This window comes from Rhizobium freirei PRF 81, from assembly GCF_000359745.1.
GTDB classification, from domain to species: Bacteria; Pseudomonadota; Alphaproteobacteria; order Rhizobiales; family Rhizobiaceae; genus Rhizobium; species Rhizobium freirei.
This window is the reverse complement of the sequence record NZ_AQHN01000061.1, coordinates 74,725-100,389: the sequence shown is the minus strand read 5'-3', so window position 1 is coordinate 100,389 and position 25,665 is coordinate 74,725. Positions and strand designations below refer to the sequence as shown.

At 60.4% G+C, this 25,665-nt stretch carries 21 protein-coding genes; 3 read left to right on the top strand and 18 right to left on the bottom strand.

Annotated features, from left to right (window positions below):
* Positions 1–67 precede the first annotated feature (67 nt).
* Positions 68–415 (bottom strand): preprotein translocase subunit YajC, encoded by a 348-nt coding sequence (gene yajC, locus RHSP_RS15100; protein ID WP_004118621.1) that lies wholly within the window; start codon positions 413–415, stop codon positions 68–70.
* 205 nt (positions 416–620) lie between these two features.
* Here yajC and RHSP_RS15095 point away from each other — a divergent pair, with 205 nt between their 5' ends.
* Complete coding sequence (locus tag RHSP_RS15095; RefSeq protein WP_037152146.1) at positions 621–1,493, top strand: ATP-binding protein; 873 nt, start codon at positions 621–623, stop codon at positions 1,491–1,493.
* 76 nt (positions 1,494–1,569) lie between these two features.
* Here RHSP_RS15095 and RHSP_RS15090 read toward each other — a convergent pair whose 3' ends face one another.
* From RHSP_RS15090 to RHSP_RS15030, 13 genes are all read right to left on the bottom strand, one after another.
* Positions 1,570–3,255: a peptidoglycan DD-metalloendopeptidase family protein gene (locus RHSP_RS15090; protein ID WP_037152143.1), complete on the bottom strand. Its 1,686-nt coding sequence runs from the start codon at positions 3,253–3,255 to the stop codon at positions 1,570–1,572.
* A 169-nt stretch (positions 3,256–3,424) separates the two neighbouring features.
* Positions 3,425–4,078 (bottom strand): protein-L-isoaspartate(D-aspartate) O-methyltransferase, encoded by a 654-nt coding sequence (locus RHSP_RS15085; RefSeq protein ID WP_004118616.1) that lies wholly within the window; start codon positions 4,076–4,078, stop codon positions 3,425–3,427.
* A gap of 4 nt (positions 4,079–4,082) precedes the next feature.
* Positions 4,083–4,847: a 5'/3'-nucleotidase SurE gene (surE, locus tag RHSP_RS15080; protein WP_004118611.1), complete on the bottom strand. Its 765-nt coding sequence runs from the start codon at positions 4,845–4,847 to the stop codon at positions 4,083–4,085.
* Between the two features lie 15 nt (positions 4,848–4,862).
* A complete protein-coding gene (gene serS, locus RHSP_RS15075) occupies positions 4,863–6,146 on the bottom strand; it encodes a serine--tRNA ligase (protein ID WP_037152137.1) in 1,284 nt (427 codons plus the stop codon).
* Positions 6,147–6,254: 108 nt separating this feature from the next.
* The gene (gene tatC / locus RHSP_RS15070; protein WP_004118606.1) at positions 6,255–7,076 is read right to left on the bottom strand and encodes a twin-arginine translocase subunit TatC; all 822 of its coding nucleotides are present in this window, start codon (positions 7,074–7,076) and stop codon (positions 6,255–6,257) included.
* Positions 7,073–7,753, bottom strand: a complete 681-nt coding sequence (gene tatB / locus RHSP_RS15065) for a Sec-independent protein translocase protein TatB (RefSeq protein ID WP_004118604.1) — start codon at positions 7,751–7,753, stop codon at positions 7,073–7,075. The genes tatC and tatB overlap by 4 nt, the downstream gene beginning before the upstream one ends.
* 54 nt (positions 7,754–7,807) lie before the next feature.
* Positions 7,808–8,014, bottom strand: coding sequence for a twin-arginine translocase TatA/TatE family subunit (locus tag RHSP_RS15060; RefSeq protein WP_004118603.1), 207 nt, complete (start codon positions 8,012–8,014; stop codon positions 7,808–7,810).
* Positions 8,015–8,251: 237 nt separating this feature from the next.
* A complete protein-coding gene (scpB, locus tag RHSP_RS15055) occupies positions 8,252–8,884 on the bottom strand; it encodes an SMC-Scp complex subunit ScpB (protein ID WP_157385354.1) in 633 nt (210 codons plus the stop codon).
* 104 nt (positions 8,885–8,988) lie between these two features.
* The gene (locus RHSP_RS15050) at positions 8,989–9,786 is read right to left on the bottom strand and encodes a segregation and condensation protein A (protein WP_051074087.1); all 798 of its coding nucleotides are present in this window, start codon (positions 9,784–9,786) and stop codon (positions 8,989–8,991) included.
* 71 nt (positions 9,787–9,857) lie between these two features.
* A complete protein-coding gene (gene nagZ, locus RHSP_RS15045) occupies positions 9,858–10,871 on the bottom strand; it encodes a beta-N-acetylhexosaminidase (protein WP_037152340.1) in 1,014 nt (337 codons plus the stop codon).
* Positions 10,872–11,088: 217 nt separating this feature from the next.
* Positions 11,089–13,809 (bottom strand): SPOR domain-containing protein, encoded by a 2,721-nt coding sequence (locus RHSP_RS15040; protein WP_004118591.1) that lies wholly within the window; start codon positions 13,807–13,809, stop codon positions 11,089–11,091.
* A 60-nt stretch (positions 13,810–13,869) separates the two neighbouring features.
* Positions 13,870–15,630 carry an arginine--tRNA ligase gene (gene argS, locus RHSP_RS15035; protein WP_004118589.1) on the bottom strand — a complete coding sequence of 587 codons (1,761 nt, stop codon included), beginning with the start codon at positions 15,628–15,630 and terminating at the stop codon, positions 13,870–13,872.
* 56 nt (positions 15,631–15,686) lie between these two features.
* A complete protein-coding gene (locus RHSP_RS15030) occupies positions 15,687–16,904 on the bottom strand; it encodes a deoxyguanosinetriphosphate triphosphohydrolase (RefSeq protein WP_004118587.1) in 1,218 nt (405 codons plus the stop codon).
* Between the two features lie 297 nt (positions 16,905–17,201).
* On the opposite strand from RHSP_RS15030, the gene erpA reads away from it, so the two are divergent.
* Positions 17,202–17,534: an iron-sulfur cluster insertion protein ErpA gene (erpA, locus tag RHSP_RS15025; protein WP_004118583.1), complete on the top strand. Its 333-nt coding sequence runs from the start codon at positions 17,202–17,204 to the stop codon at positions 17,532–17,534.
* Between the two features lie 127 nt (positions 17,535–17,661).
* Positions 17,662–18,453 carry an exodeoxyribonuclease III gene (xth, locus tag RHSP_RS15020; RefSeq protein ID WP_004118580.1) on the top strand — a complete coding sequence of 264 codons (792 nt, stop codon included), beginning with the start codon at positions 17,662–17,664 and terminating at the stop codon, positions 18,451–18,453.
* Between the two features lie 59 nt (positions 18,454–18,512).
* On the opposite strand, the gene exoR is transcribed toward xth, so the two are convergent.
* The 4 genes from exoR to RHSP_RS15000 all read right to left on the bottom strand — a co-directional run bounded on the left by exoR (position 18,513) and on the right by RHSP_RS15000 (position 25,513).
* On the bottom strand, positions 18,513–19,316 hold the full coding sequence (gene exoR, locus RHSP_RS15015; RefSeq protein WP_037152133.1) for an exopolysaccharide production regulator ExoR: 804 nt from the start codon (positions 19,314–19,316) through the stop codon (positions 18,513–18,515).
* A gap of 683 nt (positions 19,317–19,999) precedes the next feature.
* Complete coding sequence (locus tag RHSP_RS15010) at positions 20,000–21,262, bottom strand: OmpP1/FadL family transporter (protein WP_004118576.1); 1,263 nt, start codon at positions 21,260–21,262, stop codon at positions 20,000–20,002.
* A gap of 412 nt (positions 21,263–21,674) precedes the next feature.
* On the bottom strand, positions 21,675–24,518 hold the full coding sequence (locus RHSP_RS15005) for a valine--tRNA ligase (RefSeq protein ID WP_004118574.1): 2,844 nt from the start codon (positions 24,516–24,518) through the stop codon (positions 21,675–21,677).
* A 122-nt stretch (positions 24,519–24,640) separates the two neighbouring features.
* The gene (locus RHSP_RS15000) at positions 24,641–25,513 is read right to left on the bottom strand and encodes a PopZ family protein (protein WP_037152335.1); all 873 of its coding nucleotides are present in this window, start codon (positions 25,511–25,513) and stop codon (positions 24,641–24,643) included.
* Positions 25,514–25,665: the final 152 nt, after the last annotated feature.

Here is a 25,665-nt window from a genome sequence, read left to right as displayed (position 1 = left end):
CTCAAGAAAGTCGATTCCGATTTTCGAGGACATGCACTGTCAGGCGAGCTGCCTGCGCGTGAGAAGCTTACGCGGCGTCGGCCTTGACGGGTTCACCCTTGACGCGAACTTCCGAAATGGCGCTGCGGACGACGCGGATGCGGACGCCTTCGGCGATTTCGACTTCGAGTTCCTTTTCGTCGACGACCTTAGTGACCTTGCCGACGATACCGCTGGTGACGATCTGATCGCCACGGCGAATATTCTTCAGGATCTCGTCACGCTTCTTCGCCTGCGCGCGCTGCGGACGGATGAGAAGGAAATACCAAACGACCATCAGCGGCACAAACAGGATGATCATTTCAAAGCCGGACCCGCCAAAAACGCTCGCGGCCGAATCTGTCGCGCTCTGCGCATATGCGTTGGTGATAAACATCGAGAACTCCCTTGAACTCCTAGCGGGAACGGGCCCCGCGTCAGGTGGCCGGAATATAGTTACGCGCATGGCGATTGCAACAAAAACAGCCGCCAACCGTACCGTTTTCCCGGTCTCTTAGCCTTTCAGCTCCGGAAGGAGCATGATACCCGGCAAGACAGCGCGCATTTTACGACTTTCTTGTTCAACATTCAGGAGGAAAACGGTGACTGAAGACCAAAACGCCCTGATCCTTGCCGAAGTCCGCCGTCTCGCCGATGCGCTCGAACGACTGGCCGGACCGGCTCCGGCCGTCAATGACTGGAACGCCGCCGACTGCTTCGTCTGGACCCCTGCCCGGCTTCATCTGCAGCCCGTGCCGCGGCCGAACCGCGTGGCACTCACCCTCATTCGCGGCGTCGATCACGTACGCGACATTCTCCACGAGAACACATTGCGCTTTGCGGACGGCTTTGCCGCCAACAACGTGCTGCTCTGGGGCGCACGCGGCATGGGCAAGTCTTCGCTCGTCAAGGCGGTGCATGAGGATGTGCGCCGCTCGACGGGCATCTCCCTCAAGCTGATCGAGGTGCATCGCGAGGACATTTCGTCCCTGCCGGTGCTGCTGGACATTCTGAAGGCGACGCCACACCGCATCATCATCTTCTGCGACGACCTCTCTTTCGACCACGACGACACCGCCTACAAGTCGCTGAAGGCAGCGCTGGACGGCGGCGTCGAGGGACGGCCTGATAATGTGCTGTTCTATGCCACGTCGAACCGCCGCCATCTGCTGCCACGGCATATGATGGAAAACGAGCAGTCGACTGCGATCAATCCATCCGAAGCCGTGGAAGAGAAGGTTTCGCTTTCCGACCGCTTCGGCCTCTGGCTCGGCTTCCACAAGTGCAGCCAGGAGGACTATCTGCAGATGATCGACGCCTATGCCGATCACTTCAAGTTCGATCTCGATCGCGCCCAGATGCATCACGAGGCGCTCGAATGGGCGACGACGCGCGGCGCCCGTTCCGGCCGCGTTGCCTGGCAATATATCCAGGATCTTGCCGGGCGGCTGCGCATCGCGCTCAATCGGGACTGATCTTCAAATCGGGGCCGCAAACGACAAAAAGCCCGGCTTTGACCGGGCTTTTTGCAGAGTCCTTGAGACGCACAACCTATTCAAGGAACGTCATTGGGTTGACCGGAGCCGAATTCTTGCGGACTTCGAAGTGCAGCTGCGGCTGGCTGACGTTGCCGCTCATGCCCGACGTAGCAAGGGTCTGGCCGCGCTGGACCTTCTGCCCCCGGGCGACGCTGAGAGCATCCGCATGGCCGTAGACCGTGACCGTACCGTCGTCATGGCGAACGAGAACCGTGTTGCCGAGTTCCTTCAGGCCGTTGCCGGCATAGATGACGACGCCGTTCTCGGCAGCCTTGATCGGCGTACCCTCGGGAACCGAGATGTCGATACCGTCGTTGCGGCTGCCATTGACGTTGGAGCCATAGCCGGCGACGACGGCGCCGCGGACCGGCCAGCGATATTTGCCGATGCCGGTCGCCTCGGGCGCATCCGCCTGCGTATCGGACTTGGCGGCATCGTTGATCGACTGGCTCGGAGAAGCGGAGGCAACCTCCTTCGGCTTTGCGGCATCGGTCGACGTGTCCGCACGAGCAGCAACTTTCGGCGCTTGCTTTGCAACGGGTTCCGCCACCGGCGCCACGCCCGGCTTGACCGAGACCTTCTGCGGTTCGATGGAAGCCGTCTTGACGGGATCGGCGGCAGCGACCGCGCCATGCGGCAAGGTCAGCGCCTGGCCGATGCGAATGCCGTCGCCGGCCTGCATGCCGTTCGCCCGCTTAAGCTCGGCAACCGTCACGCCGCTTTCCTTGGCAATTCTTGCCAGCGAATCGCCTGGCTTGACGACATAGCTGCCTGCACCCTTCGGGCCTGGACCCTTGCCGTTGCCGGCGGCGAGCTTGTTCGGATCGGCAAGGCCAGCTTGCGATTTGCCGCGCATCTGATTGCCGGAAGGGAGCGCGAGAGTGTCCTGCTGCTGCGGCGCCTTTGCCGGCCCGGGCATCTTGCCGCCCTTGGAAAGATCGGTCGCTTCCGAGGCCATCTTGGCGGGGCTTGCGGCACCTGCGCCATTCATGGTCGGAATGATGATCTGCTGACCGGGCTGGGCACCAGCGCCATTGCGCAGGCCGTTGGCGCGGAGGATTTCCTTTTCCGGAACACCGTAGCGGCGCGACAGCAACGCGATGTTCTCACCCTGATGCAGCGTCACGCTCGGAGCATTGACCGTGGTCCAGCCCGGAGACATCTGCGGCGTCGCAGCGGCTGCCTTGATCGTGCCCGTCGACAAGGTATCGGGGGCGAGAGCCGGAGCATTGCGCGAACCATTATTGTTGCGCGATGCGGGGAACGGCTGTGCCAGAGCTTCATTTTCCGCCCTGGAGACGGCCCGCGGACGAGCAGCCTGGGCAGATGCGCCGGGGGGCGCAAGTTCGGAGCGCTGGATCGCGACAGGTGCCGCGGATGCCCGAGCGCTGGAATAGGACGGATTATAGCGAGCCGGCGAGTTCGGGTAGGGTTGCGCTACCGGTGCGCTCTGCTGCGAATAATCCTGCTGGCCGTAAGCGCCTGCCTGGGCAACGTCGGCGCGCGGCACCGGATCTCCATTCGGACCATTAAGACTGCGCCGGTTGATCGAACCGGTCGTCACATTGTCCGTTTTGCTGAAGAGCCCGCTGAAACGGGTCGTGTCTGAACTACAAGCTGTTGCAGTGCTCGCCAGGAGAACTGCCACCACGACTTTCCCTGCCGATTTACCGAAGTTTGAAGAAAGACTGAAACCCATGACTCGACCCACTTAGACGCAACCGATTATGGGTCTATTAAAGCGCGTTAATCTTACCATGCGGTTAAAGCACTGGTGAGGCATGTGTTTTTTTGAGGAATTGCTAACCATAGAAAAGCGAAACGGCCGTCAGCCCGGCCGTTTCAGCGACAGAAATCTGAATTGGGCCTCAGAGGTAAGAGGCGAGCATCGGCACGATCGGCTGATAAGGAACGTCGAAAAGTTCCTCGCGCTCGAAGCGGCTTCCGGTCTTCGTCAGCCGTACCAGGCGGCAGACATCATCAGAGATTATCAGGGGCGCGATCATGGATCCGCCCGAAACCAGTTGCTCGGCATAGAAGCGCGGCATGGCCGAAAAGGCCGCAGTCACGAGGATGCGATCAAATGTGCCCTCGCCCTGCAGTCCGGCGCTGCCGTCGGCCTGGCGGATGATGACATTGCGCAGGCCGAGCGTATCCATGCGCTGCTGCGCCGATGTCGTCAGCATCTTGTAGCGATCGACGGTGAGCACGCGCTCGACGATTCGCCCCATGACGGCAGCAGTGAAGCCGCTGCCGGTTCCGATTTCGAGAACACGGTGGCCAGGCTTGACCTTGAGGCTGTGAAGAATCCGCACCACCAGATCGATGCCTTCCATGAAGGCACCGCACTCGATGGGAATGGTCCGACTGGAATAGGCATCATCGGCAAACTGCGGCGGCACGAAAGGCAGGCGCGGCGTCTGCTCGACCGCCGTCATCAGATCGATGTCCAATATGCCCTCTGCCCGCAGCCGCAGAACAACGGCCGCAAAGCCTTCCTTTTCCACCAAACGAGGTGTCAACCCGTTACTCCATACCAAGCGCCCGCGCCACGCGGTCCTGCGCCGAATAATCCGTCAGATCCAGTTTCAAAGGCGTTACCGAAATGCGATTTTGCTTCAGCGCCTGAATATCGGTTCCCGGACGGAAGATACCACTGCGTTCGCCGAAACGCAGCCAATAATACGGGAAGCCGCGGCCGTCGGCGCGCTCTTCGATCTGAACGTTGAAAGCGAGATTGCCCTGCGCGGTCACCTCCGTCCCGGCGACCTCGTCGGGCCGGCAATTCGGGAAGTTGAGATTCAGGAAGGTGCCGTCGGGCAGATCGACATCCAGCAGCTTGCCGAGCAAGGCCGCCGCATGCGTCTCGACCACCTCCCAAGGAACGATGCGGGCGCCATTCTCATAAATATAGGCTTGGCTCAGCGCGAAGGAGCGCACGCCCTGCAGCGTGCCTTCGATCGCGCCGGCGATGGTTCCGGAATAGGTCACGTCGTCGGCGACGTTCGAGCCGGAGTTGACGCCGGAAAGGATGATATCGGGCTTTTTGTCCAGAACCTGCCGAAGCGCCATGATGACACAGTCGGTCGGCGTGCCCCGCAATGCATAGTGCTTGTCCGAGACCTTGCGCATGCGCAACGGCTCGGACAGGCTCAGCGAATGTGCAAGGCCGCTCTGATCCGTCTCGGGCGCGACGACCCAGACATCGTCAGACAAAGTGCGGGCGATACGCTCCAGCGCAGCCAGTCCTTCGGCATGAATGCCGTCATCATTGGTCAGAAGAATACGCATCGCCCCACCGTTCGATTATGCTGCTTTCTCGATCTTCTTCAGACCACCCATATATGGCAGGAGTGCGTCTGGGATAGTGACGGAACCGTCAGCATTGAGATAATTCTCAAGGACCGCGATCAGGCAGCGGCCGACGGCCGTACCGGAGCCGTTCAGCGTATGAACGAACTTCGTGTTCTTGTCGTCCTTGCCGCGATAGCGGGCATTCATGCGCCGGGCCTGGAAATCGCCGCAGACCGAGCAGGAAGAAATTTCGCGATAGGTATCCTGTCCCGGCAGCCAGACTTCGAGGTCGTAGGTCTTGCGCGCGCCGAAGCCCATATCGCCCGTCGAAAGCGTCATGACGCGGTAATGCAGACCGAGGCGCTTCAGCACTTCTTCGGCGCAGGCCGTCATCCGCTCATGTTCGGCAACGGAGCTCTCGGCATCGGTGATCGACACCAGCTCGCACTTCCAGAACTGATGCTGGCGCAGCATGCCGCGCGTATCGCGGCCAGCGGAGCCGGCTTCCGAACGGAAGGACGGCGTCAGCGCCGTAAATCGCAACGGCAGCTTCTCGTGATCGAGGATCTCGCCGGAAACGAGGTTGGTCAGCGTCACTTCCGCCGTCGGGATCAGCCAGCGGCCGTCCGTGGTCTTGAACAGATCCTCAGCAAATTTCGGCAGCTGACCGGTTCCGAACATCGCCTCGTCACGCACCATCAGCGGCGAGCTGACTTCGGTATAGCCGTGCTCGCTGGTGTGCAGATCGAGCATGAACTGGCCAAGCGCCCGTTCCAGGCGTGCGAGCTGTGAGGTCAGCACGGTGAAGCGCGAGCCGGACAGTTTCGCCGCGCGCTCGAAGTCCATGTAGCCGAGCTCTTCGCCGATTTCGAAGTGCTCCTTTGGCTGGTGGTTCCAGGTCGGCTTGGAACCCCAAGCGTGCTTGACGACGTTGTCGAGCTCATCCTTGCCGACGGGCACATCCTCGAGCGGGATGTTGGGAATACGCGACAGCGCATCGTTAAGCTCGGCCGTCAGCGTGCGCTCTTCCTCTTCCGCAGCCGGAAGCGAGACCTTGATATCGGCAACCTCCGCCTTCAGCTTTTCGGCAAGTTCGCTGTTCTTCTGCGCCATCGCCGCACCAATCTCCTTGGAGGCGGCGTTGCGGCGGGACTGCATATCCTGGACGGACTGAATGACGGAGCGGCGCTTTTCGTCGAGCGCGATGAGGCTTTGCGACAGAGGCTCCGCGCCACGCTTGGCAAGCGCGGCATCGAAAGCCTCGGCATTCTCACGAATCCATCTGATATCAAGCATCTTCGTTCCAGGTCGTTTGACATGAGTACAGCTCCGACCGAGGCTTCGGTCGGAGGTCGAAACGGCAAATACCTGAGAAACGAGGCGGAGACCTCACCCACCCAGACGTCAATCCGTCTTGGCGACCTCGGAAGTCCCGCCACTCTCTTCAAGCGCTTGCCGGGTACGCTGGCGTTCCACGAGTCGCGCCGCGTAGATGGAAATCTCGTAGAGAAGGATCGTCGGCAGTGCAAGACCGATCTGGGACATCGGATCCGGAGGCGTCAGCACGGCAGCAACGATGAAGGCGAAAACGATCGCGAACTTGCGCTTTTCCGCCAGCCACGTCGACGTCAGCAGACCGACACGCGCCAGCAGCGTGGTAATCACAGGCAGCTGGAAGACGAGGCCAAACGAAAAGACCAGCGTCATGATCAAGCTTAGATATTCAGAGACCTTCGGCATCAGCGCGATCCCGACCTGGCCGTCGCCGGGTGTCTGCTGCATCTTCAGGAAGAACCACATTACCATGGGGGTGAAGAAGAAATAGACGAGCGCAGCACCCATCAGAAACAGGATGGGCGATGCGATCAAGAACGGCAGGAAAGCGTTGCGCTCGTTCTTATAGAGGCCGGGCGCTACGAACTTGTAGATCTGTGCGGCGATGATCGGAAAAGAGATCACGAGGGCGCCGAACATGGCGACCTTCACCTGGGTAAAGAAGAATTCCTGCGGCGCCGTATAGATCAGCTCGGACTTGGCGAGATCGAGATGAGCCCATTCGACCGCCCACTTATACGGATAGACCAGATAGTTGAAGAGATGCTTGGCCACGGCGAAACATCCGACGAAGGCGACGAAGAACGCCACCAACGACCAGATGAGCCGCGTACGCAATTCCATGAGGTGTTCGATAAGTGGCTGCGGCTTATCGTCGATATCACCCGTCATGCCTGGTCCTTCTTCTTGGGCGTCTTAGGCGTCGCCTTGCTGGCCGTGGAACGCGCCCTGGGAGCTGCGGGCACTTTCTCTGCAGCAGCGACCGCGATCTTGCGCGGGACACGCCTTGGTTTTTCCGCAGCGGCGGGCGTCTTGACGGCAGCGACGCTCTTGACGGCAACAGCTGGCTTCGCGCGAGGTTTGCGAGCGGCCTTCGGCTGATCGACAGCTTCGCTTACGACAGCGGCAGGCTGCGAAGCCGCAGCCGCGACCGGCGGCGCACTGATTGGAGCCGGCGTAGTCGCAAGCGCTTCCTCCAAGCCACTGGACACACCGGGCACCGGCTCGGAGGGTAATGAGGTCGCGGCGGGAGTTGCCTTGTCCGGCGTTGCGGAGCGCTGCAGATCGGCCTTGATCTCGTTGCCCATCTCCCGCAGCGGGTTCATGGCTTCGCGCAGCGAGTTGACCGGATTGAGCTTCTGGGCATCGGCGATCGTCTGGCGTACATCGCCCAGCTCCGCCTCGCGCATGGCCTCATCGAACTGCGCGCGAAAATCGCCAGCGACCTTCCTGGCTCTGGCTGTCATCTTGCCGATTGTCCGCAAGGTCGCCGGCAATTCCTTGGGGCCGATAACCACCAAGGCCACGACGCCAATAACCACGAGCTCGGACCAGCCAATATCGAACATGCAAAGGCTCCTGGGCCAACGGCACGCCTTAAAGCATCCGCCTGCCCGACATGATTACTTGGTTTCGTCAGCCTTGTGCTCGACAGTGCGGGACGTCGACGTCGTCTGCGCCGAAGCTTCGTCCTCGTCGCTCATGCCCTTCTTGAAGCTCTTGATACCCTTGGCGACGTCACCCATCAGCTCCGGGATCTTTCCACGGCCGAACAACAACAGCGCGATGGCGAGGACGATGAGCCAGTGCCATATGCTTAGAGAACCCATTGCGATAACTCCCGATTTCGATGTCCCCCCGATGTAAGACGTTTGCGGATGTTTTTCAAACAACAAAATTGAGTGCATCCACGCATATCGGAATGACAAACGCCCGTAGCGGCGGCCAAACGTCTTCAGGTCGAGAAGATGACCTTCATGTTCGCATCACCTGATGGCAAAACCGAGACCTGCCGCCGGCTTTTGAAAGAAAATGCTAATATTCTTTCAAGGTTGCTGCGAGGGGGCTCAGTCGTCCGAGGGCGCCCCGGTGGGCGGCAGCAGGCCCAGCTCCTCCAGATCCATCTGCGTGATCGGATCCTCATCTTCCGTCAGTTCGTCGCTCATCAACGGCGACGGAATATTGAAATTGGCAGGAATGCGGCCGGAGAGCAGCCCTGCCCCCTTCAATTCTTCGAGACCGGGCAGATCGCGCAGCTCTTCCAGACCGAAATGATCGAGGAAATCCCGGGTGGTGCCGAGCGTGACCGGGCGACCTGGCGTACGACGACGACCGCGGAACCGGACCCAGCCGGATTCCATCAATACATCGAGCGTGCCTTTCGATGTCTGCACGCCCCTGATATCTTCAATCTCGGCACGCGTCACCGGCTGGTGATAGGCAATGATGGCCAGAACCTCCAGTGCGGCGCGGGAGAGCTTGCGCACCTCGCTCTCGTCACGCCTGATCACAAATGAGAGATCGGCGGCCGTGCGAAACGCCCAAGCGCCGTCTATCTGCACGAGATTGACGCCGCGCAAGGCATAATCGGCCTTGAGCTTGCGCATCACGGCGGCGACATCGACGCCTTTCGCAACGCGTTCGGCAATGAAGGGCTCGGAGACTGGTTGGGCAGAAGCGAAAACCAGCGCCTCGGCAATGCGCTCAGCCTCGCCGGAACCGTGCTCGACGGTTTCTGGCGCAGTTGCCTCATGCTCGGTGCTCTGTTGTTCGTCGTGCGGCTCGGTCACGCTCGTACCCTGCCCTATTCCGCTGCTTCCAGCGAGGAATGCTTCGGTCCGCGCCGCATGTAAAGCGGCTGGAACGCGCCGTCCTGGCGTATTTCCATCTGTCCTTCGCGCACCAGTTCAAGCGACGCGGCAAAGGCGCTGGCAATGGCCGTCACACGATCGCCGGTGCTTGTCATATAGCGCAGCAAATAGTGTTCCAGCGCCGTCCAATCGGTGATTTCGCCAATCATCCTGTCCAGGATAGTCCGCGCATCGGCGAGCGACCAGACGCGGCGTTTCTCGATCGTCACCTGCGTGACGGCCTGGCGCTGGCGCAGGCCGGCATAAGCGGTCAGGAGGTCGTAGAGGCTGGCATCGAAGGCGGATTGACGTCGATCCGGAATATGCTCCGGCGCCCCGCGGGCAAAGATATCGCGGCCGAGACGATTGCGGTTCACCAGATTCGTTGCCGCATCGCGCATTGCTTCAAGGCGCTTCAGGCGGAAGGCGAGCGTTGCCGCCATCTCCTCGCCGGTCGGACCGTCTTCCTTGCTCTGCTGCGGGATAAGCAATTTCGATTTGAGATAGGCGAGCCAAGCCGCCATAACGAGATAGTCGGCGGCAAGTTCGATGCGAATGCGCCGAGCCCGATCGATGAACGAAAGATATTGCTCAGCAAGCGCCAGCACGGAAATGCGGGAAAGATCGACCTTCTGGGTTCGGGCGAGATGCAGCAGCAGATCGAGCGGCCCTTCGAAGCCGGCGATATCGACGACCAAAGCCGGCTCGTGCGAGCCGCGCTGCGTCTCGCCCTCCTGCCAGAGCTTGTCCATCGGCGTTGCCGCCTGCTGAAGCTTTTCCGTGCCGCTCACCTTGTCACCTATCAGTTCCTCGGAGCCTTGCTCTACGCCACCGCAAACATCGCATTGAACTCGGCGCGAATAGAGGCTTCGTCGGCACCATCATTCTTGCCGAATGCCGCTTCGACCGCCTTGGCTCTTGCCAGCGACGCACCCGCCAGGGCGGGAACATTGCGAACCACCTGCTGCATCTCGTCCATGACGCCATTGCAATGCAGCACGATATCGCATCCGCCGGCAATAATATTCGACGCACGCTCGCCAATCGTGCCCTTCAAGGCATTCATCGAAGTGTCGTCCGACAGCAGCAGCCCCTGGAAACCGATATGACCGCGGATGATCTCCTCGATCACCTTGCGCGAGGTCGTCGCCGGATTCTCCGGATCGATGTCGGTGAAGACGACATGGCAGGTCATCGCCATCAGCTCGTCCTTCAACGCCACGAACGGGGCGAAATCATGCGCCTCGAGTTCTGCCCGCGGCACGGAGACGACAGGCAGTTCGTGATGCGAATCGGCAAAGCCGCGGCCATGGCCGGGCATGTGCTTCATGACGGGCAGCATGCCGCCGGCCTTCAAGCCCTCTGCCGCTGCGCGCCCCATCTCCGTCACCGTCACCGGATCGGCGCCATAGGCGCGATTGCCGATAACGTTGCTCGAGCCCTCGACCGGAACGTCCAGAACGGGCAGGCAATCGACATTGATGCCGAACTTCAGCAAATCGAAGGCATGAAGTCGCGACATCAGCCAGGCGGCGCGCAGACCACGCTCGCGGTCCTGGCGATAGATGTCACCCAAAGCCTGACCCGACGGATAATGCTGCAGGATCGGCGGGCGGATGCGCTGCACCCTGCCGCCTTCCTGATCGATGAAGACCGGTGCGTCGCGGCCAACGCTGTCGCGCAGGGACGCAACGAGGTCGGCAATCTGCGCCGGCTCCGAAATATTGCGGCCAAACAGGATGAAGCCCCATGGCTGCTCTCCCTGATAGAAGGAGCGCTCTTCGGGGGTGACGGTATGGCCGCTACAGCCAAGGATCATGGATTTCGATTCGGTCATATCCGAATCATAGAGACTGACGTCGCGAAACGCGAGTGACGTCAAGGCGAGATGCACAAGAACAGCGCAGATCGACGGAAACGACGGCCTCGGAAGCTCGGATCCGGTCGTCAAATGCCCGGATGGGAAGCCGTTAAACGCAAACCCGCCCGCAGGTTCGTCTCTGCGGGCGGATTGTTTCAACTTAGGTCGAGCTACGCTCGGCAGCCCGGACTGATTACTTTGAAATCAGGCAGGTGCCGCCGGCGGCGCGATAGCGCTCGCAAATGGCTGCGGCTTCATCCTTCGTGCCGGCGACGACGCGGACGCGATAGTAGGTGCCCTTGCCGGCGATATCGGCCTTGCGGATCTCAAGCGGGTGATTGCCGATGATGCTGGCGAACTTGACCTTGAGGTTCGCCTGCGACTTCTGCGCGTCTGCCTCGGTCGGCAGAGATGCGATCTGCACGCCATAAGCACCGCCGCTTGCAGCAGAGGTGGCAGCCGGAGGAGCTGCCGAGGCCACCTGCTTCGGCTGCGGCTTGGGCTGAGCCTCCTGCGCCGGAGCCGGAGTGGCTGCCTTGGCAGGCTCGGGACGAGTGGTCGGGACCGGATTGGTCTTGACGACGCGGATCGGTGTGCTTTCGGCACTTGCGGCATCGCCATTGTCGGGCTGAGCTGCGGTCTGGGTATTGGCTGGCGCCGGCCGGGCATTCGCCGAAGCGACCTGATTGTTCGCAGCGGGCTTGGCTGCAGCAACCGGCGGCTTGTCGGCAGCCGCCGGAGCCGTATCGTCCCGCGCGACCAGCGAACCGTCTGGCTTTACGATCATCGTACGAACCTTGCGCGGCGATACAGCAGGCACCTGATCGTCACCATTGGCTGCAACATTCGCGTTGCCGCCGTTCTGATTCGGCAGCAGGCGCGGGTCCTGGGTCTCTCCGACCGCCGTCGGGGCCACCTGATCGCCGCTGCCATCATCCGGAGAGATGGATTCGGGGATCAGCGTCTTCTGGACGACATCGACCGGCTGTTCGTTGGAGGAGACCAGCTCCTTCTGCTTCGGCGCCGCCGTGCTGTCGCCAGCCACGCGGTCATAAACAGCCTTGTCCTGATTCGGTACAACGGTGCCGCCCGGATTTTCAGGAGCCACTTTCACCGGATCGGCATCGGCGGTGATGACGCGCGGCTCGCCGGAGAAGGTGGAGATCGGCGCGCCGTGACGGACCCAGCTATAGGCACCATAGGCACCGGCACCGAGCACGGCGACGACTGCGGCTGCCGTCACCATGCCGCGCACGGAGCGAACGGGACGACGGCTACCCGCTGCCGGGTTCAGCGTCATCCTGGCAACGTTCTCAATCGGGCTGGATGCCTCGCGATAGCTGCGGCGGAAATCCTCTTCCAGCGCACGCTCGAACTCATCGAACTCTTCGATCGGCTGCTTTGCAGCGGCAGCAGCCGGCTGCGCAGCGGCGTTCTTCGACCAGGAAGAAGCGGCGGCGGTGGCAGCAACACCCAGCGCGGCAGCGGCTGCCGGCTTGATCGGCTCCGGTGCCGCTTCCTTCGCCGGCGTACCCAAGAGGCTCGCCATTTCGGAATCGATGTCGAAATCATATTCCTGCGGAACGGCGATCGGTTCCTCTGGCTCGATTACAGGCAGATGCGGAACGTGCGACCCTTCGAAGGTTTCGACGCGCTCCTCCGTGTCGGAGATTTCCGTCGGGTCGAAGGGCAGCAGCTGATCGGCATCGAACATCGGGGCAGCGCTGCGGGCGGCAGACATGTCGACGGGCGCGGCCGGTATCGGTTGCGGCGCTACCGCGGCGACAGGAGCAGGGGCGACAGGCGCCGACGCAACCGGCGTCGCGCGGGAAACGACCGGCTCTACAAACGAAGCAGAAGGAGCCGGTTGACGGACTGGGGCGGACTTTTCAGCTTCGGCGAAATCGAGTTCGGCAAGTTCCATCTCGATATCGGCAAGATCGAACTCGAAGTCCTGGCCCGCGAACGGATCCTCGGCACCAAAGGTGATCGGATTCGGCTCTTCCTGATGCTGCGGAGCAGCGACAGGTTCAGCCGGATACTCGGCAACGGCAGGACCGAAATCCCCGAAAATGGGCTCGGCCTTCTCTGGCGGGGCATTCCCTCTCGACGGAACGGGATAACGATCCACATCCGCCAGCAAAGCGTCAATCTCTGCAGAAAGAGCAGCCGCATCGACATTCGGAGATTTCGCCGGCTCGGGCACCCTGGCGACCGCTGGAGCTGGTTGCGCCGCTGCGACCGGCTGCGGCTCATAGGCTGGCTTCGCGACTTCGACAGGTGCGAAATCGACCGCCATGTCTTCGAACATTGCCTCGACAGACGCGGGATTCGGCGCATGAGGAGCAACGGGCGATACTACGGCCGGAGCGGGCTGCTCGCGCGAGGCAGATGCCAGCGTAAAATTGGCAAGCGGTAGCCGAACGGTGGCTGCAGCCGATTGCGGCGTCTTGACGACCGGAGGTGCGACCGGCGGCTCCACCACAGCGGCCTGCGGAGCAGGCTGAACAACCGGCTGCAAAGCCGGAGCAATCGACATTTCCAGCTCATCGATCAGATCGCGAGCACCCATGATCGGCTTGGCCGGAGCCACAGGCTGCGGCGGCGCTTCGAATACGGGCTCAGCTCGCACCGGCTCGGCGGGGCGCGGAGCCTGCTCGACGGCGGGCGCCTGCGCCGCAGGAGCGGAAACGTCATTTGCCGGACTCATACGAGGCGTATCGTAACGCTCGAATTCGCGAAGAAGCTCGTCCTCGAGATTGAAGGCGGGCTCCTGCCGATGCGCGGCGGGAGCCGGCTGAGCAGCAGGGCGCGGCTCGAAACCTACGATGCGGGCGAGTTCGGCAAGCGGATCATCCTCCGCAAAGAACCCGTCGTTTCCGCTTGCGCGATACGCCAACTGTTTTTCTGCCATCACCGTTCCACTCGCAAACACTACAGTTAATGCCAGCGCAATGTGGGTAAATGGTGACGTTTATCGCATTTCATCCGGCGCTGCGGTCCCGGTGATACCAAGACCCGACTTCAAAACCGACGCGACAGCGTACACCAGCCCAAGTCTGGCAATGCTCAATTCTCGGTTCTTATCGTTAACAAATCGTAATTCAGGTAAATCTTTACCTTTATTCCAGTGTCCATGGAAGGAACTTGCTAGATCATATAGGTAAAAAGCGATGCGATGCGGCTCCTGCGACTGTGCCGCAGCTTCGATGATTCGCGGGAATTCCGCAATCTTGGCGACCAGCTGCAACTCGGCGGGATCGGAGATCGTGTCGATGACGGCCTTTGACAGGTCGAGCTTGGCGATATCGAGATCCGGGAAGGCCTCCTTGGCCTGGCGGAACACCGACATGCAGCGGGCATGCGCGTATTGCACGTAAAAGACCGGATTGTCCTTGGACTGTTCCGTCACCTTGGCAAAATCGAAGTCCAACGGCTCGGAGTTTTTCCGATAGAGCATCATGAAGCGGACCGAATCGCGCCCGACTTCGTCGACGACTTCGCGGAGCGTGACGAAATCGCCCGAGCGCTTAGACATCTTCACCGGCTCTCCGTCGCGGAACAGCTTGACGAGCTGGCAGAGAAGGACGGTCAGCTTGGCCTTCCCCTCCGACACGCCACGCGCCACGGCCTCGAGGCGCTTGACGTAGCCGCCATGGTCCGCGCCGAGAATATAGATCATCTCGTTGAAGCCGCGGTCGAACTTGTTCTTGAAATAAGCAACGTCGGCGGCGAAATAGGTATAGGAGCCATCCGACTTGATCAGCGGGCGATCGATATCGTCGCCGACTTCCGTCGAGCGGAAGAGCGTCTGTTCGCGATCTTCCCAATCTTCCGGCAGTTGCCCCTTCGGCGGCGGCAACGCACCCTTGTAGACGTGGCCCTTGAAGGTCAGGTCGTTGATTGCGGTCCGGATCAGAGCCGCGCCATTGGCGTGCAGCGTGCGCTCGGAAAAGAATACGTCGTGATGAACGTTCAGCGCCTGCAGATCCTCGCGGATCATCGTCATCATCGCGTCGATGGCACGATCCTTGACGATGGGCAGCCATTGATCTTCCGGCATGCCGCGCAGCTTGGTGCCGAATTCCTTGGCCAGCGCCTCGCCGACCGGAACCAGGTAATCGCCGGGGTAGAGGCCGGCCGGAATTTCGCCGACCTGCTCGCCGAGCGCTTCGCGGTAGCGAATGAAGACGGAGCGTGCGAGAACGTCGATCTGCGAGCCGGCGTCGTTGATGTAGTATTCCTTGGTGACGGCATAGCCGGCAAAGGCAAGCAGGTTCGCCAGCGCATCGCCGACAACGGCGCCGCGGCAATGGCCGACATGCATCGGCCCAGTCGGATTGGCCGAGACATACTCGACGTTGACCTTCTGCCCTTCGCCGAGCCTGGAGCGGCCGAATTTCTCACCTTCGGAGATCATCGTCGACAGGAGGCGCTGCCAGTAGCCGACGGAAAGGCGGATATTGATGAAGCCGGGGCCGGCCACCGAAACCTCGGCGACGTCGGCATCTTCCTTCAACTTCGCAACGATAATTTCGGCAAGCGCCCGTGGATTCATGCCCAGCGGCTTGGACAGAACCATCGCCGCATTGGTCGCGACGTCACCGTGGCTGACATCTCGCGGCGGCTCCACTCCGACACGCCCGAAGTCAAGTTCGGATCGCTTTTCTCGCACGATATCAATTTGTTCGAGAGCGTTCTTAATTCTAACTTCGAAATCGGTGAAAAGGTTCATGATCTGGTCCACGCAATAGCTTCGGCGGGCCGTTATCGGCCCGACGCCGCCGCTGCCTACCGCAAATCGGGAGTCTGGTCAAACAGCCGCTTGTGGGCGCTGATGGCATAGGTGTCGGTCATGCCGGCCAGATAGTCGCCGACGTGCCTTGCCTTGGCGGCGACGGCGAGCCCGGCGATATGATCGACCCAATAGTGGCTCTGCATTTCCTTCGGATTGTCCATATAGGCGCGGAAGAGATCCGTGACGATCTGCGCCGCACCGGCGCGGATGCGCATGATATCCGGATGGCGGTAGATGCGCTTGAACAGCATCTGTTTGATCTGCTTATCGGTTTCGGCCATTTCGGGCGAGAAGGTCGCGGTGACGCGACCGGCGGCGCGGATGTCGGCAACGCTCTGCGGCTTGATTTCGGCAAGCGCCTGCTGCGAAACGGCGATGACATCCTCGACCATGCGGGTGATCTGGCGGCGCATGATCTCATGCGTGAAGCGGCTCGGCTCCAGATGCGGATAGCGTGCCCTCACCTCGGCCATCAGTCCGGCGAGGAACGGCACCTCCTCCAGCATCTCGAATGTCAGATAGCCGGAACGCAGACCATCGTCGATGTCGTGGGTATTATAAGCGATATCATCGGCAATCGCGGCAACCTGCGCCTCCAGGCTGGCATACGAGGCGATTTCGAGATCGTGGATCTCGCAATAATCGAGGATCGGCTGCGGCACGGGGCCTCGGATGCCCTTGCCGTCCGGCGTCATCAGCGGGCCATTATGCTTGACCAGGCCTTCGAGCGTTTCCCAGGTGAGATTGAGACCATCGAAATCGGCGTAGCGGCGCTCGAGCTTCGTCACGATGCGCAGGGACTGGGCGTTATGATCGAAACCGCCATAGGGCAGCAGCACCTCATGCAGCGCGTCCTCGCCGGTATGACCGAACGGCGTATGGCCGAAATCGTGAACCAGCGCCACGCCCTCGGCCAGATCCTCATCCAGCTTCAGGGCGCGTGCCAGGGCGCGGGCGATCTGCGCCACCTCGATCGTATGCGTCAGCCGGGTACGATAGTGATCGCCATCCTGGGCAATGAAGACCTGGGTCTTGTGCTTCAGCCGGCGGAAAGCGGTGGTATGGACGATCCTGTCGCGATCGCGCTGGAACTCGGAGCGTGTCGGGCTGCCGCCCTCCTCGTAGAGCCTTCCTCGCGACGCCCAGGGATCTGTCGCATAGACTGCCTTTTCCCCGTACCCGAAACCCAATGCATGCGTATCAATTGTCATTATCAATCCATTCCGGCATTTGGCTCCCGCACCGCCATGGGCGCGATCGTCGTTTCTCTGCTGTCGGTTCCCGGCATTCGGACATTCCATCCGGCTTTCGAATACCCTGGCCCATTGACGCCGCTTTGCGGCCTTCATACCTATAGACAAGAAAACAGCAAAAAGGCGTGGGGCTCAACCATGAAACCATTGCTGTCACCGGCCTGACTTTCATGATAAAGGCTATGGATATCAGCCGTTTGAAAGTTTGACGGCCGAATGGCTCTCTCCGGATCTTGACCCCGGCAGGAGGAAGATATGACTGAGACAAGTGTTACCCTATCGGACGCCGCGGCAAAGCGAATCGCTGATATCGTCGGCGCGGAGGCCGGAAAACGCGCGCTTCGCGTTGCGGTCGAAGGCGGCGGCTGTTCCGGCTTTTCCTATAAGTTCGACCTCGTCGACGGCCCGGAAGACGATGACGTGGTCGTCGAAAAGGGTGACGCGACCGTTCTGATCGATCAGCTCTCCTTGGTCTATATGGCCGGTTCCGAGATCGATTTCGTCGATAATCTCCTCGGTCAATCCTTTCAGATCAAGAATCCGAATGCGGTCGCAAGCTGCGGCTGCGGCACGAGTTTCGCGATCTGATCCCTAGCCTTTTTCCACAGCTTGATCGCCGGCCGGGAGCACTTGCTCCGGGCCGGTTCTCATATGAGCTGTAGTCAAGTCGATCCACTGCAGATAAAACGGGGCGAAGCAACGGAATGAGCCGCCCATGAAAATCGCCACCTGGAACATCAACGGCGTCAAAGCGCGTATCGAGAACCTCTGTCAGTGGCTGAAGGATTCGAGCCCGGACATCGTTTGCCTGCAGGAGATCAAGACCGTCGACGAAGGCTTTCCACGGCTGGAGATCGAGGCGCTCGGCTATCATGTCGAGACGCATGGACAAAAGGGCTTCAACGGCGTTGCTATCCTCTCGAAGACCAAGCCGGACGAAGTGACGCGCGGCCTGCCGGGCGACAACGGCGACGAGCAAGCCCGCTTCATCGAGGCGGTGTTCTCGGTCGAGAGGCATGGTGCTTTGCGCGTCTGCTGCCTCTATCTGCCGAACGGCAATCCGGTCGACACGGAAAAATATCCCTACAAGCTCGCCTGGATGGAGCGCCTGCGCAAGTTCGCCTCGGATCGCCTCGCGCTCGAGGAGCCTCTCGTTCTTGCCGGCGACTACAACGTCATCCCGGAGCCGCATGATTGCTTCGATCCGAAGGTCTGGGAAACCGATGCATTGTTTCTGCCGCAGACGCGCCAAGCCTTCCGTGAGCTCGAACATCTCGGCTTCACCGACGCCGTGCGTGCAACCACGGATGCGGTCAAGCTTTACTCATTCTGGGATTATCAGGCCGGCGCATGGCCGAAAAACAACGGCATCCGCATCGATCATCTGATGCTGTCGCCGGAAGCTGCCGATCGCCTCACCGCGACCGCGATTGAGAAGCATGTACGCGCCTGGGAAAAACCCTCGGATCATGTGCCTGTGATCGCGCACCTTGATTTCGGCAACTAGGCTCCAAATCTGAGCGATCCAGGTCGATTGCGGCTGTTTGCGCCCGAGGCGTCGGCCGATCAGTCGGAGCCGGCAACGTCGAGCTGATGTGCCATCGAGACTGCGACACGGCGGTCATTCTCGTTGGCAACCGAGAAGGCCTGCTCCTGTATGTCTTCCATCCAGCCGCAGTCCTTCGGCTTGCACTTGTCCAGTGCGGCCGTCATGAAAGCCAGTCCGCGAATGGATTGTCCTTCCTGGAAGAGAAGATTGCCAAACACGGCCATGGCGCCGGGATGGCCGCTCTTGCGCGCCTGGTTCAGCCATTTCTTGGCCTGCTGCACATTGGCGGCACCGCCCTCGCCGGACAGCATCATCTGCGCAAGCTGGAACTGCGCCTCGGGAACACCGAAGGTTGATGCAACCTGGAAATAGAGCTGGCGAGCCTGACCGAGATCAACCCTGACCGGGCTGTTGGCAATGCCCTTCTTGTAATAGCCCGCAAGAGCCAGGAGCGCGTTAATGAAGAAACCTGTGTCTTCAGAGCCCGGCTCCACGCCCTGCTGGGCGATCTCGCTATAGATCTTGAAGGCTTCGAAATCGTTCTGCGTGACGCCATCGCCATCGGCGTACATGTTGGCAAGAGCCCATCGCGATCCCGTGTGGCCCTTCTCCGCCGCATAACGATAGGCTTCGACCGCCTCTTCCTTCTGTCCGTTCTTGTAGGCCTTGAAGCCGAATTTGAAGAGATCGAACGGACCTGATTCTTTGGTGACGCCGGCAGTGATATCAAATGCCCGGGCTTGGCCTGCCACCACCATCGCCGTGGCCAGGGACAGGCTGAGCATCATGACTCTCGCTGATATGAACTCGGACTTAAACATAACAGTCGATTTCTTTCGCTCCATTCGGACCTGTCACGGCGTTTGTACACGCGCTGCCAGATTCGCGAATGTTTTCCCTCATGGCGTACGAGACTGGATCATCCTTCGAAAGGACGGTTCCAGTGGCAGTCAACCGAGGCCGCTTGCCACAATTGCGAGCATAGCTTGCAATTATGTCCAAACCAGCATTTGCGCGGCCGTTATCGCATCTCATCGTCGAACCGGCGTTCTCATTCGTATTCCAATGAGTGAGATCAAGCATCGTCAGGTCGACGACTTCCCTTGGCAGACAAAGACTTTCCCCCCGCATCGGAAGCATGACTGCTCCGATCCCGGATTGTTGCTTATGCCAAAGTGGAAGTTCACCCATCGACCGCTTACGCACTTTCTACAAGGCTTGCCCCTGTGCCCACGTAATCGCTGCTCCCCATTTGTGGCGGGAAATGGACAAATTGCGATCTGATCACGGGCCTGCAGTCTCTTGAAATTGAGTGTTGCTAATTCGTCACAAAAATTTTACCGACGCTGAGATTTCCTTAACCATGAATCGTATACACAGGCTTTTTCGCGGTCTGGCGAACGATTATCCGGCAAGGAAACGCCGCGAGGCTCGATCGAGCTCGCAGCGCTGAAAGCGACTTGAAGTGATAGGTGATAAACCTATTCCATCCAACAGTTTATCGTCAGAAGCTGACCTTCATCGAAGTCTGAAGAGCGGCCACCAAGTCATTACCGAAGCTATAGGTGGCATCATTGCCATAGACGACGCCGCCGCGGGTGACCGGTCCGGATTTGCCTGATGTCATCAGACCAAGCGCGCCACCGAAATTGAACTGAACATGCTCCGTCGGCTTATAGGCAACACCGGCACCGAGCGTCCACGTATCGCTGTTCATGCCATAGCCGTCGCTCGTGCCCCGATCCCAGGTCAGGCTGACCGCACCGCTCCACTGATCATTGAACTTGTGTCCGATACCGCCGGTTATGGTCCAGCCGTCCTGGTAGAGCAGATCAAGCGACGTCAGCTCGGTCCGGCCATTCGCCTTGCAGGCCATGCCGCGAGTCGAGCTCGGGCAGAGTGCGATGCTCTGCAGAATGCTCCAGTTCGTCCACTTGACCGAGCCGAACGCGAGCCAGTCCGGCGCGATGCCGGTCTGAACCTTCCATTCCAGCGAGTCGGGCGCGTCGGCCGATCCGAAGACGGACGTCACCTTGCCACCGAAGCCGCCTGGAACAACTGGCGGCGGCACTTGGGTCAAATCGACGCTGCCCTTGAGGTTATCGTAGCTGACCCGGCTGTTGTAAACGAGGCTGGTGCGGAAGGCATATTCCGGAATCTCATAGGCCAGACCGGCACGCCAGCCCCAGCCGTGACCGTCGATGTCAAGCGAGCCAACGCCATTATAAACTGCCGAGATCGGCGCCGGAGTGGCGTAGACCAGCCGTGACTTGAAGCCGCTGACTTCCTGATAGAAGCCGCCGCCGATGACACGCAGCTGCCCCGGGCCGACATCGAACTTGTACGAGCAGGTCGCCCCATAATTGTTCGTGCGGACCTTGACCGCGATTTCATTGTTGGCGCCAGCCCAGTTCAGGCCTTCGCTGAGATGCCCACCGAACGGCTGCGAATAGTCGGCCATGCAATCGAGGTCTTCGGTGATGCCGATCTTGAAGGCGGCATAGGGTATTGCATAATTGGACGACGCGTCGGTCGAATGGCTGCGATTGTTAAGATTGCCGTCGGCCGGGTTGATGTCCTTGGCGTTCTTCAGTTTGCGATCGGGCATGACATAGGTAACGCCCGACTCGAAAACATAACGCCCCTTGTCGAAGAGCAGGTCGATGTCGTAACCGCCACGATCCAGCCCGCCGGCGAAAGCGGCGCTCGCGAAAGACGAGCCGATGACGAGTGCGACTGCGCCCCTCAACGCAATTGAAAATGCCATTGTGTCTCCCCCACTGGTGCATTCATCTATTTGATTGTTGCGACGATCGAGTGAATTGGCAATGCGGCCAGGAAGGGCGATAAGCACCTGAGTTAGCAATTGGTTTACGTAAGAAAGTGAACTCCGCATCCCAGAGCCGGTAAAATTAGTTGGATTTTGCTTTTTTAGTATCATTTTTTTCCCCGTGTAGATTCCCATTCTTCACTGCAACATTTCTGTTACAATCTGACAACAGTTCCGCTTTTCGAAAATGCCCACTAATTTTAAGGATAATATATTTCGCCTGCGCGAAGCTAGCGGTGAGGAATTTCATCTCCCGATAGGCCGGCCCCGAATCGACTGGACAAAAAACGGGGCGCGCAACCTTCGTTGCACGCCCCTCTAACTGTTTCAATTGATTGGATCTTTGTCCTCAGCCAGCCTCGCTGACCCGGGCCAGCGCCACCTTGAGGCTGGCCTGCTGCCCTTCGAGTTCGCCGAGACGCTCGCGTTCGGCGGCAACGACCTCCGGATTCGCGTTGGCGACGAACTTCTCGTTGGAAAGCTTGCCGACAATGCGGGCGATCTCCTGCTCGTTCTTCGCTATCGCCTTTTCGAGACGTGCCTTTTCGGCCGACAGATCGATGAGGCTGCCGAGCGGCAGGCAGACGGTCGCTTCGCCGATCACGATCTGGGCGGCACCCTTCGGTGCCGTGTCGGCCAGCGAAATCGCCTCGACACGCGCGAGCCGCTTGATGGCCGCGTCATGGCGGAACAGGCGCTCGCGGGTCAGGCCGTTCGCATCGACGACGACCAGCGGCGCCGTAGCGGCCGGCGGCACGTTCATTTCCGAACGAACCGAGCGAATGCCGGAGACGAGGTCGATCAGCCAGTTGATCTCGTCGGCTGCGACGTCGTCGGCATAAGAGGGAGCCGGCCAGTCGGCATGGCAAATGAGGCCATCACGCTCCTTACCCTCACCTGCCGTGTGCGCCCAAAGCTCTTCGGTCATGAACGGCATGAAAGGATGCAGCAGCTTGTAGGTCTCTTCGAGGACATAGGCCGCGCAGGACTGAGCCTCCGCCTTGGCGCTCTCGTCCACGCCGCTGAAGATCGGCTTGAGCAGTTCGAGATACCAGTCGCAGAACTGATTCCAGATGAAGCGATAGAGCGCGCCTGCAGCATCGTTGAAGCGGAAACTTACCAGCGCCTCGGTGACGTCGCGTTCTGCACGCGCCAGCTCCGTCAGGATCCAGCGATTGACGGTAAGCTCGGCGGCTTCCGGCACGAAATGCGGATCGCTCTTGGCGCCGTTCATTTCGGCAAAGCGCGTCGCATTCCAGAGCTTGGTGCCGAAGTTGCGATAGCCGGCGATACGGGCCGGATCGAGCTTCACGTCGCGGCCCTGTGCGGCCATGATCGCCAGCGTGAAACGCAGCGAATCGGCGCCGTACTGGTCGATCAGTTCGAGCGGGTCGATGACGTTGCCCTTGGACTTCGACATCTTCTGCCCGTTCTTGTCGCGCACGAGGGCGTGGACATAGACGGTGCTGAACGGTTCGACGGGCTCGCCGTTCTCATCCTTCATGAAATGGAGGCCCATCATCATCATGCGGGCGACCCAGAAGAAGATGATGTCGAAGCCGGTGACGAGGACGTTCGTCGGATAGTAGCGCGCCAGTTCCGGCGTCTCATCCGGCCAGCCAAGCGTCGAGAACGGCCAGAGTGCCGACGAGAACCAAGTGTCGAGCACGTCTTCGTCGCGCGTCAGGATTTCGCCCGGCTTGAAGTTCTCCAGCAGGTCTTCAACATAGGCCTTCATCGGCCCTTCATGCGAGAGATAGTGCTGGATCGCAGCCTGCAACGCTTCTTCTTCGGTCTTTTCGACGAAAACCTGGCCATCCGGCCCATACCAGGCGGGAATCTGGTGGCCCCACCAGAGCTGACGGGAAACGCACCATGGCTGAATGTTTTCCATCCAGTCGTAATAGGTCTTGTCCCAACTCTTCGGAACGAGCTTGGTCCGGCCTTCGCGGACAGAGGCGATCGCCGGTTCGGCGAGCGTCTTGGCATCGACATACCATTGTTCGGTCAGGCGCGGCTCGATCGGCACGCCGCCACGGTCGCCATGCGGAACCATGTGCTTGTGCGGCTCGATCTTGTCGAGCAGTTCGGATTCTTCGAAAATGCGGACGATGATCTTGCGCGCTTCGAAACGGTCCTTGCCCTCCAGCTCATCCCAAGCGCCGTGCAGCGCGGCGGGATGATCGAGACCTTCGAGGAAATCCTCGTTGTCCTTGATGGTGATGGTGGCTTCCGGGGTGAGAATGTTGACAACGCGCAGACCGCGGCGCTTGCCGACGTCGAAGTCGTTGAAATCATGCGCTGGCGTCATCTTGACTACGCCCGTTCCAGCCGTCGGATCCGGATATTCGTCGGCGACGATCGGGATGCGGCGGCCGACGATCGGCAGGATGACATGCTTGCCGACGAGCGACTTGTAACGTTCGTCGTCCGGATTGACCGCAACGCCCGTATCGCCGAGCATGGTCTCGGGACGGGTGGTAGCAACGACAAGATAATCGCGCGTTTCCCATTCGGTCGGCTTTCCCTCGTCATCAAAGGCAACCGGATGCTGATAAGTTACACCCGGCTCCAGCGGATAGCGCAGGTACCAGAGATTGCCGTTGACCTCGTGCTGCTCGACCTCGATGTCCGAAATCGCGGTCAGCATCTTCGGATCCCAGTTGACCAGCCGCTTGTCGCGATAGATCAGGCCTTCCTTGTAGAGCGTGACGAAGACTTCGAGAACGGCCTTCGACAGGCCTTCGTCCATTGTGAAGCGTTCGCGCGACCAGTCGCAGGAGGCGCCGAGACGCTTGAGCTGGTTGAAGATGAGGCCGCCGGACTCTTCCTTCCATTCCCAGACCTTTTCGATGAAAGCCTCGCGGCCGATCTTGTGGCGATCCGGCTGTTGTCTTTCTGCAAGGCGGCGCTCGACGACCATCTGCGTTGCGATGCCGGCATGGTCCATGCCGGGCTGCCAGAGAACGTCCTTGCCGCGCATGCGCTCGAACCGCACCATGATGTCCTGCAGCGTGTTGTTCAGCGCATGACCCATGTGCAGCGAACCGGTCACGTTCGGCGGCGGAATGACGATGGTGAAGGTTTCGGCGCCCGGCTTGGCGTTTGCGCCGGCGCGAAAAGCGTTGGCCTCATCCCATTTTTGGGCGACCTTCGGTTCGACGGCGGCGGAATCATAGGTTTTGTCGAGCATTTTCTGACCGGATCTAGAGGACTGGGTGATGCGGGTTGTAAATAGGATGGCTGGGGGCGAGTCAATAAAAAAGCCGCCCCGGAGCCTGGAGCGGCGGATCGTCTACCCGAAGCTCTGGGCTATCAGCGGCGCGTGCCGCGTGCCACTCGTTCGATCTCCTCGCGCACGAGACGCTCGACCAGGGTCGGCAGATTGTCGTCGAGCCACTCCTGCAGCATGGGACGCAGCATCTCCTGGGCCAGTTCATCGAGAGAGCGGCGCGGGCCGCCATCGACGATAGCGGCGAGCTCCTCAAACGAGCGGGCGACTTGCGCACCAGTGTCTTCGGACATCAGCGGCGACGATGCCGGCACAGGTTGAGCGGGCGTCATAGCGGCTTCGGCTTCCAATGCAGCCGGCCGCGGCACGTCTGGAGCGTGGAAGACCGGCGTCTCTACCGGCAGAGAGTCCACCTGCTGAGCTGCGACAATCTCCGGCAGCTTGACCTCTTCCGTCTCCGGTTCCAACTCGGTTGCAGGCGGCGCCACGGCCACAGGCGGCGCAACTTCGGTGATCGTGTGTCGCAACGGATAGTCGATAACCGGCTCGACGCGGGCTTCGGCAAGGCGCGCAGCCATGGCCGGCGGCAATTCGCGCTGCTGCGGCAGCTCGCGCCCGGCGCTCAACAATGCGGCATTGCGTTCGGAAGCGGCTCGGACGCGCGCGGCGACATCGGCAAGCGACAGGCCGCGATTAGCATTTTCCGGCTCGGAAAGAGGCACCTGCGAGTTCGCGGCGACAAAACGCGGATCCTGGGCCACGGCACGGGCTCGATCGGCGGCTGCGAACTCCTCATCGACGGTCAGCTGAATATCGTCTTCACGCTCGCTGGTTGCGGCAAAATGTGTCGTCGGCATCGGCTTGGCGCCGCCGGGCTCGTTGCTTTCGATGATCCGGCGGATAGACGCCAGGATCTCTTCCATGGACGGTTCACGCACTACATTTGGCTGAGCCATATTCATCCCCGTTTTCCCATATTCAGCGACCGGAAACTCACCAAAGGGGCGCCCGAATCAGAGCCACCCTAGATGACTGTCCTCGGGAAAAAAATCACCTGGAAAGCACTAAACCCGGTGATGCACAGTTTTGTAACGATGACGGCGAATCG